This window comes from Microbacterium festucae (genome assembly GCF_025421715.1).
Taxonomy (GTDB): Bacteria; Actinomycetota; Actinomycetes; order Actinomycetales; family Microbacteriaceae; genus Microbacterium; species Microbacterium festucae.
The window spans coordinates 384,043-401,941 of record NZ_JAOEFC010000001.1 but is presented as its reverse complement, the minus strand read 5'-3'; the positions used below and the strand labels follow the sequence as shown (position 1 = coordinate 401,941).

The following is a 17,899-nucleotide window of genomic DNA, read 5'->3' as shown; positions in this document are numbered from 1 at the left end:
CATCCACACAGCCGCTGGGGGGCGGTTCACGTGCACAGGGGAGGCAGCACAGTGACAGAGAAGAAGAAGAGGATCGTGGTCGTGGGGGCCGGCTATTGGGGCCCGAACCTCGCCCGCAACTTCCGCGCGAGCGCGCAGTGGGAGCTGGCCGGCATCTGCGATCTCGACCAGGCGCGCGCGCAGGCCGTCGCCGACAGCGTCGGGGGCGTGCCCATCACGACGAGCCTGGCCGACGTGCTGGCGGATGCGAGCGTGGATGCCATCGCGGTGGCCACGCCCGCGCGCACGCACCACCCGATCGTGACGGCGGCGCTGACGGCCGGCAAGCACGTGATGGTCGAGAAGCCGCTGGCCGACGAGAAGTCGCGGGGCGAGGACATGGTCGCCCGCGCCGCCGAGAGCGGGCTCGTGCTCATGGCCGATCACACTTACTGCTACACGCCGGCGGTGCTGAAGATCCGCGAGCTCATCGCCGAGGGAGCGCTGGGCGACATCCTGTTCGTCGACAGCACGCGCATCAACCTCGGCCTCATCCAGCCCGACGTCGACGTGTTCTGGGACCTCGCGCCCCACGACCTGTCGATCATGGACTTCATCCTCCCGGGCGGGCTCGACACGGCATCCGTGTCGGCGCACGGCTCGGATCCGCTGCGCACCGGCAAGGCCTGCGTCGGCTACCTCGCGATGCCGCTGGCGTGCGGGGCGATGGCCCACGTGAACGTCAACTGGCTGAGCCCCACGAAGATCCGCCAGATGGTGATCGGGGGCACCCGCCGCACCCTCGTCTGGGACGACCTCAACCCGCAGCAGCGCATCAGCGTGTACGACCGGGGCGTCGACATCGACACCGTCTCGAAGGAGACGACGCTCGACCGCCGGTCGGCGAACATCTCCTACCGCCTCGGCGACACCTGGTCGCCCGCCCTTCCCGAACGGGAGGCGCTCGGCGGCGTGGTGGCAGAATTCGCCGCCGCGATCGACGAGAAGCGCCCCGCCCGCACCAGCGGGGAAGCCGGCCTGCGGGTGCTGGCCGTGCTCGATGCCGCCCAGCGCAGCCTCGCCGCCGGCGGGGCGCCGGCACCCATGACGCTCGACATCCAGCCGCAACGATCGACCCGGGGGGCCGCCGCATGACGCGCATCGAAGGAACCAGCATCCTCGTCACCGGCGGCGCCGGCACGATCGGCTCGACACTCGTCGACCAGCTGCTGGAGGCGGGCGCCGCCCACGTCGACGTGCTCGACAACCTCGTGCGCGGCCGGCTCGCGAATCTCGACGAAGCGATCGCGACCGGCCGTGTCACGCTCATCGACGGCGACATCCGCGATGCGCATCTGGTCGACGACCTCGTCGCCGGCAAAGACCTGGTGTTCCACCAGGCCGCCATCCGCATCACGCAGTGCGCGGAGGAGCCGCGCCTGGCGCTGGAGGTGCTCGTCGACGGCACGTTCAACGTCGTCGAGGCGGCCGCGCGCCACCGGGTGGGAAAGCTGATCGCCGCCTCGAGCGCCTCGGTCTACGGGATGGCCGAGACCTTCCCGACCGACGAGCGGCACCACCACGAGAACAACGACACCATCTACGGGGCGTCCAAGACCTTCAACGAGGGGCTGGTGCGCAGCTTCCGCGCCATGCAGGGGCTCGACTACGTGCTGCTGCGCTACTTCAACGTGTACGGCCCCCGCATGGACGTGCACGGCCTCTACACCGAGGTGCTCGTGCGCTGGATGGAGCGCATCGCCGACGGGCGCCCGCCGCTGATCTTCGGCGACGGACAGCAGACGATGGACTTCGTCTGCGTGCCCGACATCGCCCGCGCCAACGTGCTCGCCGCGCGCAGCGACGTCGTCGAAGGCACCTACAACATCGCCAGCGGCACCGAGACGAGCCTGCTCGAACTCGCCGAAGCGCTGCTGCGGGTCATGGACGCCGAGCATCTCGGCGTCGAGCACGGACCCGAGCGCCCGGTGAACGCAGTGGTGCGCCGGCTCGCCGACACCCGCGCCGCTCGCCGCGACCTCGGCTTCGAGGCGACGATCGGCATCGAGGAGGGGCTGCGGCAGCTCGTCGAATGGTGGGCGCCGCTGCGCGACGAGATCGCGTCGGGGCGACAGGTGGTGGGCGCATGAGCGAACGCATCAACGTCATGATCCCGTGGCTCGGTCAGGAAGAGGCCGACGCCGTGGCCGAGGTGATCGCCTCGGGCTGGGTCGCCCAGGGTCCGCGGGTCGCCCGGTTCGAAGAGGAGTTCGCCCGGGTGATGGACGCCGGCTATGCCGTGGCCACCACCAGCTGCACCACGGCGCTGCACCTGGCGCTGGTCGTGGCCGGCATCGGACCGGGCGACGAGGTCATCGTGCCCTCGTTCTCCTTCATCGCGACCACCAACGCGGTGCGCTACGTCGGCGCCTCGCCGGTGTTCGCCGATGTCGACGTCGTCACCGGCAACATCACGGCGGCCGAGATCGAACGCCTGCTCACCTCCGCCACGCGCGCGGTGATCGCCGTCGACCAGGGCGGTGTGCCCGTCGACCTCGTCGAGATCCGCGCCATCGCCGATCCACTCGGCATCGTCGTCATCGAGGACGCCGCATGCGGGGCGGGGTCGACCTATCGCAACCGGCCCGTCGGCGCGGGAGCCGACATCGCGGCGTGGTCGTTCCATCCGCGAAAGCTCCTCACCACCGGTGAGGGCGGGATGCTGACCACCTCGCGCGCCGATTGGGCGGCACGGGCCCGCCGGCTGCGGGAGCACGCGATGAGCGTGTCGGCCGCCGACCGGCACCGGTCGGTGCTGCCGCCGGCCGAGGAGTACACCGAGATCGGGTTCAACTACCGGATGACCGACCTGCAGGCGGCGGTCGGGCTCGTCCAGCTCGGCAAGCTGCCGGCCATCGTGCGCCGTCGTCGTGAGATCGCGACGCGCTACCGCGCCGGCATCCGCGGGGTCGAGGGCCTGCGCACCGTGTCCGACCCCGATTACGGCACGGGCAACGTGCAGTCGTTCTGGGTCGAGGTGGAAGACGCGTATCCGCTCGACCGCGACGGGCTTCTGGTCGCGCTGGCCGAGGCGGGCATCTCGGCGCGTCGCGGCATCATGGCCGCCCACCGCCAGCCGCCCTACCGTGACCTGGCGCCGGAGGGTTCGCTCCCCGTCACCGAACGCCTCACCGACGGGACGCTGATCCTGCCGGTCTACCACTCTCTCAGCGAATCGGATCAGGATCGGGTGATCGACGTGTTGCTCAAACCGGCGAAGGCGGCGGTCGCGTGATCGCCGGGCTGCTCCTTGTGGGGGCGAGCGGCCTGGCAAGGGAACTGATCGCGGCGGGGATCTCCGGCGTCGTCGGCATCCTCGACGACGATGAGACGCTGTGGGGCACCGACGTCGACGGCGTCCCGGTGCGCGGCGGCACCGCCACGGCACGGCGCCGCTCCGAGCGCCTGCTCGTCTGCGTCGGGCAGGGCGCTGCGCGGGCCGCGATCGTCGCGCAGCTGCGTGGGTGGGGCGTCACCGACGAACGGTTCGCCACCTACATCGCGCCGTCGGCACGCCTCGGCACGACCAGCACCGTCGGCCGCGGGTCGATCGTGCTCGACGGTGTGGTCGTCACGGCACACGCCCGCATCGGCCGGCACGTCGTCGTCATGCCGAACTGCACCATCACCCACGACGACGTCATCGAGGATGCTGCGACGCTCGCCGCGGGTGTGGCCCTCGGCGGCGGCGTGCGGGTGGGCGCGCAGGCCTACATCGGGATGAACGCCGCCGTGCGGCAGGGCAGTCGGATCGGGGCGGGGGCCACCGTGGGGATGTCGGCTGCCGTGCTCGGCGACGTGCCGGCGGGGGAGACCTGGGTCGGCGTTCCGGCCCGTCCGATGGGCGCACGCACGCGGGACGCGGTCGTGACCGGAGTGCGGGAGGAGCGGGTATGAACGTGCCATTCCTCGATCTCGAGTCGCAGCAGGAGGAGGTGTCGTTCGAGGTGCTGGCCACCTGGCAGCGCCAGCTCGCACAGGCATCCTTCATCGGCGGCCCCGAGATCGCGGCGTTCGAAGACGAGTACGCCGGGTACATCGGCGTCGAGCACGTGGTCGGGGTCTCCAACGGCACCGACGCGCTCGAACTCGCCTACCGCGCGCTCGGGGTGGGCCCGGGCGATGAGGTCATCATGCCCGCGAACACCTTCATCGCCACCGCGGAGGCGGCCTCGCGCATCGGCGCGGTGCCGGTCTTCGTCGACGTCGACGACGAGCACCTGCTCATCGACCCCGCCGCTCTCGACGCGGCGATCACCCCGCGCACCCGACTGCTGGTGCCGGTGCACCTGTTCGGACAGACCGCACCCATGGCCGAGGTGCTGGCGATCGCCGCCCGCCACGGGCTCGCGGTCGTCGAGGACGCGGCTCAGGCGCAGGGGGCGAGCTCCTCGGAGGGCCGGGCGGGCGCCTTCGGCGCCCTGGCCGCGACCAGCTTCTATCCGGGGAAGAACCTCGGTGCCGCCGGCGATGCCGGGGCGGTGCTCACCGGCGACGCCGAACTCGCCGCGGCGGTGCGCACCCTCGCGGCGCACGGCAGCGCGACGAAGTACGTCCACGAGCGGATCGGATGCAACGCGCGCATGGATGCCGTGCAGGCCACGGTGCTGCGGGCCAAGCTGCGCCGGCTCGAGCGCTGGAACGAGCACCGGCGCACGGCGGCGACGCGGTACGAGGCGCTGCTCGACGGGATCGACGGCGTGCGGCTGCCGACCTCGCGTCCCGGGAACACCGACGTGTGGCACCTCTACGTGGTTCGCGTCGACGAGCGCGACCGGGTGCTCGCCGCACTGGCCGACGCCGGCATCGGCGCCGGCATCCACTATCCGACGATCGTTCCGCAGACGCAGGCCTACGCGGGGCTCGGTCACCGTGCGGGAGAGTTCCCCGTGGCGGAGGCCGCCGCCACCCGCATCCTGTCGCTGCCGATGTTCCCGCACCTGACCGAGGCGCAGCAGGCCCGGGTCGCGGCGGCGCTGGCCGAAGCGGTGCGCGGTGAGTGAGCCCTCGCACTCGGTGCCCACGCGCGCGGCGCGCGCGTTCACCTGGAGCTTCGGGAACACCATCGCCGCGAGGCTCGGCACCCTCGCGATCGGCGTCGCCCTGGCCCGCGTGCTGGGACCCGAGGAGTTCGGCATCTTCGCGATCGCGACGGTGGCCCTGCTGGCCGTGCTCAGCTTCAACGAACTCGGCGTCAGCCTGGCGATCATCCGCTGGCGTGACCATCCGTCGGCCATCGCACCGACGGTCAACACGATCGCCGTCGCCTCGAGCGCCCTGCTCACCGTGGTGATGTACGCCTCGGCGCCGTTGATCTCGACGGCGCTGGGCGATGTCGCCGCGACGCCGGTCGTGCAGGTGCTGGCGCTGTCGATCCTCATCAACGGGCTGGTGGCCACGCCCGCGGCCATCCTGCAGCGCGAGTTCATGCAGAAGGAACGCACCATCGCCGACCAGGTGAACACGTGGCTCGGGGCGGGACTGTCACTCGTTCTCGCCCTGCTGGGGTGGGGCGCGATGTCGCTCGCGATCGGACGCCTCGTGGCCAGCCTCGTGTTCAGCGCGATGATCTGGCGGTGGTCGCCGGTCCCCTACCGTTTCGGGTGGGACCGCGAGGTGGCCGGGCGGCTCTGGCGGTTCGGGCTGCCCCTGGCGGCCTCGAGCATCATCGTGTTCGCGTCGGGATTCGCCGACCAGATCATCGTGGGCGCGGTGCTCGGCGCACAGGCGCTCGGCTTCTACGTGCTCGCCTTCAACCTCGCCAGCTGGCCCGTCTCGATCTTCTCCCAGCCGTTGCGCGCCGTCGCCCCGGCGATGTTCTCCGCCATCAAAGACGAGCCCGATCGGATGTCGCGCACCTATGTGCGCGTCTTCGCCCTGCTCATGAGCGTGGCGGTGCCGGCGTGTCTGGCGGTCAGTGGCGCCGCGCAGCCCGTCATCGAGTTCGTCTACGGGACGGCCTGGCTGCCGGCGGCTCAGGTGCTGCTGTGGCTCGCGGCGTTCGCCGCGTTCCGGATCGGGTTCGAGCTGGCCTACGACTACCTCGTGGTGCTCGGCCGCTCGGGGTGGATCCTCGTCACTCAGGCCGTCGCTCTCGCCGCCGGGCTTCCGCTGATGCTGGCCCTCGTCGTGCCCTTCGGTGCGCCCGGCGTCGCCGCGGCCCAGGTGATCGTGGCCGCCGCCGTCCTCACGCCCCTCTACGCCCTGCTGCTGAACCGCAACGGCGTGCGGGCGGCCGCGCTCGCGCGGGCTGTGATGCTGCCCGCCGTCGCCGGCGGCGTGGTCTGGTGCGCCGGCTGGGCGCTCTCGCAGGCGGCGATGCCCGACCTGCTGACCGCGGCGATCGCCGGTGGCATCGCGGTGGCCGTCATCGGCGCTCTGCTGACGCTGCACCGCGACGACGTGCGGCGCTTCCGCGACGCGGCGGGAGGTCGCCACGCATGAAGATCCTCGTGTATCCCCACGACCTGAACATGGGCGGAAGCCAGACGAACGCGATCGAGCTCGCGGCGGCGGTGACCCGCCTCGGCCACGAGTGCATCGTCTTCGGCCGCCGTGGCACCCTGTGCACCCGCATCGACGAGCTCGGGCTCGAGTTCATCGAGTCACCCGACCCCGGCAGGCGACCGTCGCGGCGCGTGGCGCTCGCGCTGCGCAGAATCGTCGCCGAGCGCGGCATCGACGTGGTGCACGGCTACGAATGGCCACCCGCGCTGGAGGCGGCGTGGGCCGTGCGTGCCCTGCCGGGTGTCGCCGCCATGAGCACCGTCATGTCGATGGCGGTCGCGCCCTTCCTGCCCCGCTGGATGCCGCTGGTCGTGGGGACGCAGCAGATCAGCGCCCGCGAGCAGCGGGCGGGGCGGTCGGCGGTCAACCTCATCGAGCCTCCCGTCGACCTGGAGCACAACAGCGGTGTCGGCGAGGAGGCCGGGCAGGACTTCCGCCGGAGATGGGGGCTGAGCGAACTTCCGACAGTGGTCGTGGTCAGCCGGCTCGTGCCGGAGCTGAAGTCGGAGGGGATCCTCACCGCCATCGACGTCGCCGGCGCCCTGGCCGGGTCTTCCCCGTTCCAGCTGTTGATCGTCGGCGACGGCAGAGCCCGGCCCGAGATGGAGCGGCGCGCCGTCGTCGCCAACCAGCGCGCCGGTCGTCGCGTCGTGATCTTCACCGGTGAGCTCAGCGACCCGAGGGCGGCCTATGCGACCGCCGACGTCGTGCTCGGGATGGGCGGGTCGGCGCTGCGCGCGCTCGCGTTCGCCAAGCCGCTCGTCGTGCAGGGGGAGCACGGCTACTTCCGCACGCTCGACGAGCACAGCGTCGACGAGTTCCGGTGGCGGGGCTGGTACGGCGTCGGGTCGGGCATCGAGCACGGAGCGGGCGCGCTGACGGCGCAGCTGCTGCCGCTTCTCGCCGACGCTCGCCGTCGCCGCGAACTCGCCGCTTTCGGGCGACGGGTGGTGGAGGACTATGGCCTCACCAGGGCCGCCCGCACGCAGGTGACGCTCTACCGCGACGCCGTGGCCGCAGCCGCGCGGGGCGCCGGCCGCGTCGGGCGGGCGGCGGAGACCGTGCGGTGCGTCGCCGGCTTCGCGCGTTACCTGGTCACTCAGCGCGTCGCGCGCTGGCGCGGGCGTCAGCGCGCCGACGACTTCAATGCGGACCCCGTCGCGAGCGCGGCGGAGACGGCCCGGCGCACCGGCGGCCCCATCGACCCCGCGGGGCCGATCGTGTACTTCCCGGGCGTCGGGTGGGACACCCTCGCCGGCACCGACCGGCAGCTGGTCACCGCGCTCGCCGCGCACGCCCCCGTCATCTGGGTCGATACGCCGCACTCGGTGCTGCGCGCCCGCGACCGCGTGGTGCCGGCGATCAGCCATCCGCACCCGAACGTCGTCCGCCTGCGCGCCGCCACCTTCGCCGGTGTGCAGCGCCCGCTGCTGCGCGGCATCGCCAACCGCCGCCGCGGCGAGGTCGCGCGCCGCTACCTGGCCGAGCACGGTCTCGTGCCGCGCGCCGTCATCGCCTCCACCACCGCACCGATGCTCGCGCTGACCACCGACCTCGGCGGTCAGCGCATCTACTACGCAACCGACGACTACGTCGAAGCCGCCGAGATGTGGGGGGTGAGCCGCCGCTACCTCGGTGCATCACGCGAACAGAACCTCGCCGCGGCCGACCTGGTGCTGGCGGTCACCGAAGACCTGGCGCGCCACCTGCAGCGCGGGCCGGCGGCATCCGGCTGGCTCCCCAATGGAGCAGACGTGCAGCGTTTCGCCACCCTCGAGCACGTCGCGGCCGCCGACCTGCCGCTGCGCCATCCGATCGCGGGGGTCATCGGCCAGTTCAACGCGCGCACCGACCTGGATCTGCTGCGCGCCGTCCACGCATCGGGGACCAGCCTGCTGCTCGTCGGGCCGAGGTGGTTCGCCGACGACGCCGATGCCCGCACGTTCGACGACCTCATCGCCCGTCCGCGCGTGCACTGGGTCGACGCGGTCCCGCGAGACCAGCTCGCCCCGTATCTCAGAGCAGTGGACGTGGGGCTGACCCCCTACCGCGACTCCATGTTCAACCGCCGCAGCTATCCGCTCAAGACGGTCGAGTACCTGGCGGCGGGGGTCGCTGTGGTCACCTCCGACGTCGCATCCACTCATGGGCTGGACGAGAGGTTCGTGGTGGGCAGTGACGGAGCGGACAGTTTCGCCGCACATGTTGCCGACATCGCGCGCACACCACATGATCGAGTCGAGATCCGCCGCACCGTCGCGGCGGCCAGCTGGGAGGCGCGGGCGATGCAGATGGCGGCGTGGCTGCAACCGGAGGCGGTGCGATGAGAGCGCAATTCCACCAGCTGTTGTCGCAGCGGGCAGCCTCTGATGGCGAGGCGCCCGCGGTCACCTACCGCGACGACACCGTCACCTATGCCCAGCTGTGGGGCCAAGCGTGCGCGGTGGCCGACCTGCTGCGCGCCCTCGGCGTCGGCCGGGGCGATCGCGTGGCCGTGTACCTCGAGAAGCGCGTCGAGACGGTCGCGGCCCTCTTCGGTGCTTCGGCCGCGGGGGCGATGTTCGTGCCCGTCAACCACGTGCTCAAGGCTCGGCAGGTGGGGCACATCCTGCGTGACAGCGGTGCGCGTGTGCTGGTGACCTCGGCCGACAGGCTCGCGCAGCTGTCTGCCGTGCTCGCCGACACAGTCGTGTCCCAGGTCATCGTGGTCGATGGCCGCGCCGACGTGGTCGGCGGGCCGATCGCCGTGCACGACTGGCCGAGCGCCCCGGGGCCCGACGGGGGCCCGACCGCCCCGAGCGCGATGGCGGGCGCCACCGCGAGAGGCATCGACCTCGATCCCGCAGCCATCCTGTACACGTCGGGCAGCACCGGACTGCCCAAGGGTGTCGTCCTCAGTCATCGCAACCTCATCGTCGGAGCCGAGAGCGTCGCGGAGTATCTCCGCAACACGAGCGACGACGTCATCCTCAGCGTGCTCCCGCTGAGCTTCGATGCCGGCCTCAGCCAGGTGACGACGGCTTTCGCCGTGGGAGCGCACTGCGTGCTCATGAACTACCTTCTCCCGCGCGACGTGGTGAAGCTGTGCGCCCGGCACGGTGTGACAGGTCTCACGTGCGTGCCGCCGCTCTGGCAGCAGCTCGCCCACGTGGAATGGCCCGAAGAGACCGCCCGCCGCCTGCGCTATTGGGCGAACACCGGTGGCCGGATGCCGCGCCCGCTCCTGGACCGGCTGCGATCCACGTTCACGTCAGCCGATCCCTATCTCATGTACGGGCTGACGGAGGCCTTCCGCTCGACCTACCTCGACCCGGCCGAGGTCGACCGGCGTCCCGCATCCATCGGGAAGGCCATCCCGAACGCCGAGATCCTCGTGCTGCGCCCCGACGGCACACCGTGCCGCCCCGGCGAGCCCGGAGAGCTGGTGCACCGAGGTGCTCTCGTCGCACTGGGCTACTGGAACGATCCGACGCGCACGGCCGAGCGGTTCCGGCCGCTCGTGCACCCCGGTCAGCCGTGGCGGGCTCCCGAGACGGCGGTGTGGTCCGGAGACACGGTGGTGCGCGACGAAGACGGCTTCCTGTCGTTCGTCGGGCGGGCCGACGACATGATCAAGACCTCCGGCTACCGCGTGAGCCCGACCGAGGTCGAGGAAGCGGCCTACGCGACGGGTCTCGTGCGCGATGTCGTCGCGCTCGGCGTCGCCGACGAGACGCTGGGTCAGCGGATCGTGCTGGTGGTCACAGCGGCGGGCGACGGGCTGGAGCCGGCCGCCGTCATCGCCGCCCTGCGATCGCTGCTGCCCGCCTACATGCTCCCTGCCCGGGTCGACATCCGCCCCGACCTTCCTCGTTCCCCGAACGGCAAGTTCGATCGACCACTCATCACCGCGGAGGTGTCGGCATGAGCCCGCACGAACACGTCATCCCGTTCGGCACCGTGCAGGGCGAACTGCGGTTGGGGGGGATGGCGCTCAGCCGCCTCGCAGCCCGCGTCGGCTCGACCCCCTTCTTCGCCTACGACCGAGCGCTCATCGATGAGCGGGTCGACCTGCTGCGTCGCGTGCTCCCCGCGCGCGTGCAGCTGAGCTACGCCATGAAGGCGAACCCGATGCCCGCGGTCGTGCAGCACCTCGCGACGCGCGTGGATCGCATCGACGTGGCATCCGCGGGCGAGATGCAGCACGCCCTGGACACCGGCATGCGCCCGGAGCGGGTCAGCTTCGCCGGTCCCGGCAAGACGGCGGCCGAACTGCGTCAAGCGGTCGCGGCCGGCGTGCTGATCGAGGCAGAGTCGGTCACCGAGCTGCGCCGCGTGGTCGCCGCTGCCGAGGAGCTCGGCGCGGGCGCCGCCGTCGCGCTGCGGGTGAACCCCGATTTCGCGGTGAAGGGTTCCGGGATGCGCATGGGGGGCGGCCCGCAGCAGTTCGGCATCGACGCCGAAGAGGTGCCCGCGGTGCTCGCGATGTTCGGCGACGCCGTCGACGTGCACGGGTTCCACGTCTTCGCCGGGTCGCAGAACCTGGACGCCGAGCTGATCGCCCAGGCGCAGCGACGCACCGTCGAGCTCATCTCGACGCTCGCCGATCACCTGACCGGTCCGCTGCGCTATCTGAACCTGGGTGGCGGGTTCGGGATCCCCTACACCGAGAAGGACCGGCCCCTCGACGTGCACGCCGTCGGCGCGGGCCTGCACGAGATCGTCGACGGCACGCTGGCCGAGCGGTTCCCCGACGCGGCACCGGTGATCGAGCTGGGCCGCTTCCTGGTCGGGGAGTGCGGAGTGTACGTGACGAAGGTCGTCGACCGGAAGGTGTCGCGCGGCAAGACGTTCCTCGTCGTCGACGGGGGCATGCACCACCAGCTCGCCGCGTCGGGGAACTTCGGTCAGGCGATCCGCCGCAACTACCCGCTCGCGGTCGGAAACCGTCTCGACGAGCCCGTCGGCGCCCGGGTCAGTGTGGTCGGCTGCCTGTGCACGCCGCTGGACCTGCTGGGCGACGACGTCGACCTCGGGCACGCCCAGGTCGACGACCTCGTCGTGATCTTCCAACAGGGTGCCTACGGCCTCACGGCCAGCCCCACCGCATTCCTGGGACACCCGGCTCCGGCCGAGGTGCTCGTCTGACCGCCCGGAAACCGAGAACGAAGGAGACCCTCCATGACCACCGCAACGCTGACCGCCGTGCGCGAAGTGCTCGTCGATGCGCTCGAACTGACGCAGCAGCCCGACGACCTGCAGCCTGACACCGCACTGTTCGGAGCGCTGCCCGAACTGGACTCTTTCGGGGTCGTCGCCCTCGTCGGTGCTCTGGAGGACCGCTTCGACATCACGATCGACGACGACGAGTTCGGCGCCGAGCTCTTCGAGACGGTGGGCAGCCTGGCCGGCTTCGTCGACGGCAAGCTCCGCTCCTGACATGATCGCCGACGCCCTGCTCCCGGGATTCGTCGCCGCGACCGGAGAGGCACGCACCCGGATGGCGGGCGCCGTGCCGTCGGCGACGATGTCCGACGCCGGGCCGGCGACCCTCGCGCGGTGGGGTGTCGACGCGCTCGCACCCGCCGAAGACGGCATCGCGCTGTGCATCTCGCGCGTGCGCCGACGCGCGACGGGGCGCGTCGCGCCCGAGGTCGTCGCCGCCGCCCTGCGCGAGGACCCCGCCTCGCTCGCCGACATGCTGCCGCCGTTCGGCGGTGTCTTCGCCGACGCTCGCGGGGTGCGGGTGGTCGGTGATGGCATGGGCTTCCAGCAGCTGTTCCTGGCGACCGGGCGCGGCGGTGTCGTGGCATCCGGTTCGGAACTGCTCGTCGCCCGGCTCGCCGACGCGCGCCTGGATGAGACGGCGGTGGGCATCCAATCGCTGCTGGGGTGGCAGCTCGGCCAGCGCACGCTGCACCGGCACGTCGAGAAGCTCGCTCCCGGATCGGTGACGACCATCGACGATGCGGGGGCGTCGACCGTCGAGCCCGGGCGGGCCGAGCACGACCCGATCGACCTCGCCGAGGCCGTCGATCGCGCGGCCGACCTGCTGCGCACCTCGATGGGCGCGCTGCTCGACGACCACCCGGACGCCGTCCTCCAGCTCACCGGAGGGATGGACTCGCGACTGCTCCTGAGCGCGATCGCTCCCGCGCGCCGCCGCGGCCTGCGGGCGATGACCCTCGATGTGCCGGGCGCGGGGGATGTCGCCGTCGCCCGCCGTCTCGCAGCCCGGTACGGGATCGAGCACGACGTGCGCGGCCTCTCCGACGTGTCGACGCTCAGTCCCGCCGAGGCGTGGCGGCTCTGCCGGGTCGCGTCGACGCGGCTCGACGCGATGTCAGACCCGGTGGCCTTGGCCGCGCAGCGCGTCGCCGAGCGTGCGTTCCCGCAGGGTGTGCGCATCTCGGGGCTCGGCGGAGAGGTCGCGCGCGGCTTCTACTACGTCGGACGCGTGCGCGACCGCCCGTACCGTCGTGCCGACGCCGCGCGTCTGGCGGGGTGGCGCATGTTCGTCAACGAGGCCGTCGAGCCGGGACTGCTCACCGCAGACTTCGCCGCGTGGGCGCGCGAGCGTGCCGTCGACGCCGTCTTCGACGCGTTGCGAGACGGCGGCCCGGAGTGGTTCCGCGCCACCGACGAGCTGTACCTGCACCATCGGATGCAGCGGTGGGCGGGGGCGACCGATGTGGCCGTCAGTGCGGAACGCGTGGTCATCAACCCCATGCTCGATCCGCAGTTTCTCCGCATCGCCTCGCGCCTCAGCCCGCACGACAAAGCGGGCGCGAGGTTTCTCGGCCTGCTGCAGGAGCGTCTCGATCCCGAGCTGGCCGCCGAGCCGCTCGACGGGCGTCCCGCGCCGTCGGCGTATGCCCATCCCTCCCCGCTGCGGCCGCTGACCGATCGCCTCGAGACGGCACGACGGTTCACACGCAAGGGCGTGCAGCGCTTGCGCCACGGCAGTCGTGCGCCGGCAGGCGGTGAGGTGATGGCGGGCAGGGTGATCGAGCACTGGCGTGCACAACCAGACATCCTCGCGCCGCTCGCAGCCGTGCCCTTCATCGACGCCGGGTGGATCGACGCTCTTGTGGAGGGTCGACACACCCCGAGAGTGAGCGCGGTGGCCTTCCTCACCAATCTGCTCGTGGCGACCGGAGCCGACTGACTCAGCGACCGGCGGCGAGGTCGTCGTAGAAGGTCTCCATCCGGCGCACGCGGTGGTCCCAGAGGTGCACGGCGAGCACGCGCTCCCGGCCGGCGGCACCCATCGTCGCGCGCTGGACCGGATCGGTCACCAGACGCCGAATCGCCGCGGCGGTGTCGTCGGCGAGCTGTGCGGGTGAGGTGGCCGCCAGCCGGAATCCGCACGTGTCGTCGACGTTGGCCCCGGGGCCTCCGCGCCGGCAGACGATCACCGGCAGTCCCCACGACATCGCTTCCAGGCTCACGTTGCCACCCGGCTCGCGATAGCTGGGGAACACGAAGACATCGGCCCGTCGGTAGAAGTCGTCCACGGCCTCCCGCGGGACGGCGCCGTGGAAGCGGACACGTTCGCGCAGACCGAGTTCGTCCACGAGCAGCTCGCAGGCGGTGCGGTCGTTCCCGTCGCCGACGACGTCGAGGACCACATCCAGGTCGTCGACCTGACCGAGCGCTCGGATCACATCCCGCAGGCCCTTCGTGCGCACGGTGCGTCCGACGTGCAGCAGGCGCACCGGCCCGCCGCGAGTGCCGCGAGCCACGGGAGGGGGGACATCCTCGACGGCCGTCTCGCTCATCACCTCGAAACGTCGCAGCGGCACGTCGGCGAGGAAATCCTGCACATAGTCGGCGACCCCGACGACCAGCTCCGCCGACGCGTACGTGCGTCGCAGCAGCCGGTCGTGCCGCATCCGCCAGCTGTCCAGCTTCCGCATCCGCTGGTACCACGGCGTCGCGCCCTCTTCGGCTTCGAACGCCGACGGTGAGCTGAGACTGCCGCCGACCGGTCCGATGACGAGGGGGATGCCGAGGCCCGCCGCGGGCGACGGGTAGCGCATGGCCACCGGCACCACCTGGTGTGCGACGTCGAACACCTCGCCCGCCGCGATCCGCGCCCGGATCCACCGGCGAGCCCGCAGATGGAACGGCGCATAGCCGGGCTGCAGCAGGCTGTTGAGGCGTTCGAAGCGACCGACACCCACGGGCTCCGGCCACTCGATCACGCGCGCCTGGGGGAGCTGCCGCGACATCGGCGTGTGGCCGCGCTTGTACGACGTCACGAGCGTCAGATCGTGCCGTTCGGCCAGCCGCCGCGCCCACTGGAACGCCACCCACGACTCGCCGGTGTCCTCGCCGTCGCAGGCCGGCGCGATGAGCAGGATCTTCATGCGGCGCTCGTCTCTCACCGCGGCACGACCGTGTCGCCCGCGTGCAGCATCGGCGGACGCCGCGACGGGTGCACGAGTGCCCGCACGGTGGGCCAGGACTTGTCATGGCCGAGCATCGCGCGACGCACCTCGTTGGCCACCGTCAGGGCGTAATAGACGGCGGCGCGTGCGGGTCCGGTGCGCCGCCGATACAGGCGGATGCGGTTGATCTGCTTCATCATGTGGGTGCGGGCGCTCTCGCCCGAGCCCCCGCCGACGTGCATCGCGCCGGCTGCGGGCGTGTACACCGTCGCCCACCCGGCGTCCTTGGCCCGCAGGCTGAAGTCGGTCTCCTCCGAGTAGAGGAAGTAGCTCTCGTCCATGCCGCCCAACGCCCGGTAGCACGCCTCGTCGATGAGCAGGATGGCACCGACCGCCCAGTCCACCTCGTGCGCCGACGCATACGCGGCCGGGTCCTCGATGCGCTCCGCGAAGGCGGGGAGCCTCGTGAAGCTCAGGCCGCCGACCCGTGCCAGGGTGGGACCGCGGCGCAGCGTGGGGGAGAGCGTGCCGTCGGCCTCGCGCACCCGGGGTGCGGTGATCCCCACCCCCGGAGCCTCGAGCGCGCGCAGCAGCGCGGGAACCATGCCGGGGTCGAGGGTCGCATCCGGATTGAGGATCAGCACAGCCGATGCGGCGGGGGACGCCGCGACCGCCCGATTCATCCCCGCCGCGTAGCCGTCGTTGCTCGAACGCACCACCACGCAGTCGGCGCGCGCGTCGAGGATCGCGAGCGTGCCGTCGCTCGATCCATTGTCGACGACCACCACCGAGTAGGTCAGATCGCCCATCGCAGCGGGAACGCTGTCGAGGAGTCGGGCGATGTGCTCCTCGCTGTTGTAGGTGACGACGACGGCGGCGATGGCGACGGACACGGCACTCATTTCACTGGAGGAGGGCGGCGAGCTCGGACTGGGAACGCTGGCTGCGGCGCAGCGCGCCGCCCATCCCGATGAGCAGGAAGAGCGTTCCCATCGTCTGCGGGAAGGAGAAGGCGTCGAACATGAACAGGCAGGAGAAGCCCGCCGTCACCGCCGCGGCGATCGACATGGCCAGATCGCGGCTCGCGTCGTCGCGGAGTCGGCGTCGGGTGCGCAGCATCGTCACCACGGTCGTCAGGCCGAGTGCGATGAAAGCCACCGTGCCGATGACGCCGATCGTCACGAGCAGCAGCAGGTACTGGTTGTCGAAGATGCGGTACTTCGGGAGGAAGGTGCCCAGGCCGCGCCCGAACAGCGGATTCTGGGTGATGAACTCCATCGCGAGCGCGAAGCTGTCGGTGCGCGAGGTGATGGAGGGATCCTCGGCTGCGCCGGTGAACAGCCCCGCGACCGAGTTCACGAAGTTCGGTGCGACGACGACCATCGCGAGGATGCCGATGGCACCGACCCCCAGCATCAGCAGCCGCTGCGCGCGTGCCCACCCGATCATGCACACCACCAGCGCGATCACCGCACCCAGGTACGCCGACCGCGACGAGGTCAAGGGGATGATCAGCCCGATGGCGGCCGCCGGCAGCCACCGCACGAGCACGTGACGGTGGGTGTGGTGGAAGCCGACGTGCAGTGCGATCGGCAGCAGGATCGCGAGGATCACGCCGAACTCGATCGGGTGGATGGCCGTTCCAGAGGGGCGAGGGTATCCGCCGCGCTCCACCAGGCCGTAGGCGGTGGAACTGGACAGCCCCGGTATCGCGATCTGGTCGACCCACACCTGTCGCGTCGCGACCTGGATGAGCCCCAGCACGGCCACGAAGCCGCCGCACACCGCGAACCGCCAGACCAGGGTGTCGAGGCGACGACGATCGGGGATGCGATCGTGGGTGAGCAGCATCGTGCCCGTCCACGACGCGAGGCCCAGCAGGGCGACGTCGGCCGGACTGATCTCGTCCGACGACATCGGGCGCGACATGGCCATCACGTAGCTCGCCCCCACGCACAGCCACAGCACGCCCAGCGCGATCCGCAATGGTTGGGGCTCGCCGACGATGCCCCGCGGCGCGCCCAGCGCGAGCAGCGCCCAGAGCACCAGACTGGCCAGGCCGAACAGCATCGACGGCGCGCCGGCGCTGGCGAGCGGGCCCACGACGAGCCGGGACGGGAGGAAGAACAGCAGGATGATGTAGATCGTCAGCCAGCCGACGGCGTCCGGGGCGGACACGGTGCGCCGTTGCACCGCGGGGATGACCATCGTCTAGCCGCGCCGCGAGCGCGCCGGGACGGGCTGCGGGTCGAGCAGGAGATCGGGATCCCCGATCTCGTCGTGGGCGGGCGTGGGCCCGGCGGCGGGGGAGCCCGGTCCGTGATCGCCCGTCTCGGTGGCATCCTCTTCCCGCTGCGCGGTGCGCCGCGCGCGACGCAGCAGGATGCCGTCGAGGGCGAACGCGCTGATGCCGGTGAGCAGCACGCCCACGGCGACGGCGGCGATCGTCATGCGGATCGTGCCCGATCGGTCCGGCTCGGCGGCCTCGTCGGCGGTGAGCGTCATCGATCCGACCGCCGCTTCGGCAGGCACGTCGAGCTCGTTCTGGATGCGGGCGAGCTCCTCGGGAACCCGTGTCATCAGGTGCTCGAGGGTTGAAAGCGAGCTCTCGGCGCTGACATCCGTGACGTTCACGGAGATCGCCGGTCCGCGGGTGGAGTCGTCGATGGCCACGAGGTACTCGGCCGTGGGGGAGAGGTCGGCGATCTCGTTCTGCGCCGACGAGCTGGCGAAGTAGGCGACGACGACGCCGGCGGGCTGCTCGAGCCCGCTCAGGGCGAGGAACGGATTGCCGGCGGCCGTGGCGGCCTCCTCGGACGGCAGGAGCAGGATCAATCCGCGTGACGTGTACTGGGTCGGTGTCAGCGTGTAGGCGCCATACGCGAGCGCGCCCGTCATCAGCAGCCCCACCACGACGACGTACCATCGACGCCCCAGCGCCCGGAACACCTCGGTAAGCATTGACGAATCCCCCTTCGTCG

Annotated in this window: 15 protein-coding genes; 11 read left to right on the top strand and 4 right to left on the bottom strand. The window is 71.5% G+C overall.

The window, feature by feature from the left end; genetic code table 11:
- Positions 1–51 precede the first annotated feature (51 nt).
- Genes N3K63_RS01750 through N3K63_RS01700 form a run of 11 tightly spaced genes read left to right on the top strand, consistent with a single transcriptional unit; the run spans position 52 to position 13,693 of the window.
- Positions 52–1,134 carry a Gfo/Idh/MocA family protein gene (locus tag N3K63_RS01750; RefSeq protein WP_261578240.1) on the top strand — a complete coding sequence of 361 codons (1,083 nt, stop codon included), beginning with the start codon at positions 52–54 and terminating at the stop codon, positions 1,132–1,134.
- Positions 1,131–2,129 (top strand): SDR family NAD(P)-dependent oxidoreductase, encoded by a 999-nt coding sequence (locus tag N3K63_RS01745; RefSeq protein ID WP_261578239.1) that lies wholly within the window; start codon positions 1,131–1,133, stop codon positions 2,127–2,129. Before N3K63_RS01750 ends, N3K63_RS01745 begins: the two co-directional genes overlap by 4 nt.
- Entirely contained in the window at positions 2,126–3,274 is a 1,149-nt protein-coding gene (locus N3K63_RS01740; protein WP_261578238.1) for a DegT/DnrJ/EryC1/StrS family aminotransferase, read from the top strand. Before N3K63_RS01745 ends, N3K63_RS01740 begins: the two co-directional genes overlap by 4 nt.
- Complete coding sequence (locus N3K63_RS01735) at positions 3,271–3,936, top strand: NeuD/PglB/VioB family sugar acetyltransferase (protein WP_315943075.1); 666 nt, start codon at positions 3,271–3,273, stop codon at positions 3,934–3,936. Before N3K63_RS01740 ends, N3K63_RS01735 begins: the two co-directional genes overlap by 4 nt.
- Positions 3,933–5,042, top strand: a complete 1,110-nt coding sequence (locus tag N3K63_RS01730; RefSeq protein ID WP_261578237.1) for a DegT/DnrJ/EryC1/StrS family aminotransferase — start codon at positions 3,933–3,935, stop codon at positions 5,040–5,042. Before N3K63_RS01735 ends, N3K63_RS01730 begins: the two co-directional genes overlap by 4 nt.
- Entirely contained in the window at positions 5,035–6,483 is a 1,449-nt protein-coding gene (locus N3K63_RS01725) for a lipopolysaccharide biosynthesis protein (RefSeq protein ID WP_261578236.1), read from the top strand. Before N3K63_RS01730 ends, N3K63_RS01725 begins: the two co-directional genes overlap by 8 nt.
- The gene (locus N3K63_RS01720; RefSeq protein ID WP_261578235.1) at positions 6,480–8,873 is read left to right on the top strand and encodes a glycosyltransferase; all 2,394 of its coding nucleotides are present in this window, start codon (positions 6,480–6,482) and stop codon (positions 8,871–8,873) included. The genes N3K63_RS01725 and N3K63_RS01720 overlap by 4 nt, the downstream gene beginning before the upstream one ends.
- Positions 8,870–10,453, top strand: a complete 1,584-nt coding sequence (locus N3K63_RS01715) for an acyl-CoA ligase (AMP-forming), exosortase A system-associated (RefSeq protein WP_261578234.1) — start codon at positions 8,870–8,872, stop codon at positions 10,451–10,453. Before N3K63_RS01720 ends, N3K63_RS01715 begins: the two co-directional genes overlap by 4 nt.
- Positions 10,450–11,673: a pyridoxal-dependent decarboxylase, exosortase A system-associated gene (locus N3K63_RS01710; protein ID WP_261578233.1), complete on the top strand. Its 1,224-nt coding sequence runs from the start codon at positions 10,450–10,452 to the stop codon at positions 11,671–11,673. The genes N3K63_RS01715 and N3K63_RS01710 overlap by 4 nt, the downstream gene beginning before the upstream one ends.
- Before the next feature lie 33 nt (positions 11,674–11,706).
- Positions 11,707–11,964: an acyl carrier protein gene (locus N3K63_RS01705; protein ID WP_261578232.1), complete on the top strand. Its 258-nt coding sequence runs from the start codon at positions 11,707–11,709 to the stop codon at positions 11,962–11,964.
- 1 nt (position 11,965) lies between these two features.
- Positions 11,966–13,693, top strand: a complete 1,728-nt coding sequence (locus N3K63_RS01700) for an asparagine synthase-related protein (RefSeq protein WP_261578231.1) — start codon at positions 11,966–11,968, stop codon at positions 13,691–13,693.
- A 1-nt stretch (position 13,694) separates the two neighbouring features.
- On the opposite strand, the gene N3K63_RS01695 is transcribed toward N3K63_RS01700, so the two are convergent.
- From N3K63_RS01695 to N3K63_RS01680, 4 genes are read right to left on the bottom strand one after another with little or no spacing between them, the layout of a single operon-like run.
- Positions 13,695–14,897, bottom strand: coding sequence for a glycosyltransferase family 4 protein (locus tag N3K63_RS01695; RefSeq protein ID WP_261578230.1), 1,203 nt, complete (start codon positions 14,895–14,897; stop codon positions 13,695–13,697).
- 14 nt (positions 14,898–14,911) lie between these two features.
- Positions 14,912–15,811: a glycosyltransferase family 2 protein gene (locus tag N3K63_RS01690; RefSeq protein ID WP_261578229.1), complete on the bottom strand. Its 900-nt coding sequence runs from the start codon at positions 15,809–15,811 to the stop codon at positions 14,912–14,914.
- Between the two features lie 10 nt (positions 15,812–15,821).
- Positions 15,822–17,096: an O-antigen ligase family protein gene (locus N3K63_RS01685; RefSeq protein ID WP_261578228.1), complete on the bottom strand. Its 1,275-nt coding sequence runs from the start codon at positions 17,094–17,096 to the stop codon at positions 15,822–15,824.
- Positions 17,097–17,129: 33 nt separating this feature from the next.
- Positions 17,130–17,879, bottom strand: a complete 750-nt coding sequence (locus N3K63_RS01680; protein ID WP_261578227.1) for a hypothetical protein — start codon at positions 17,877–17,879, stop codon at positions 17,130–17,132.
- Between the last annotated feature and the right edge of the window lie 20 nt (positions 17,880–17,899).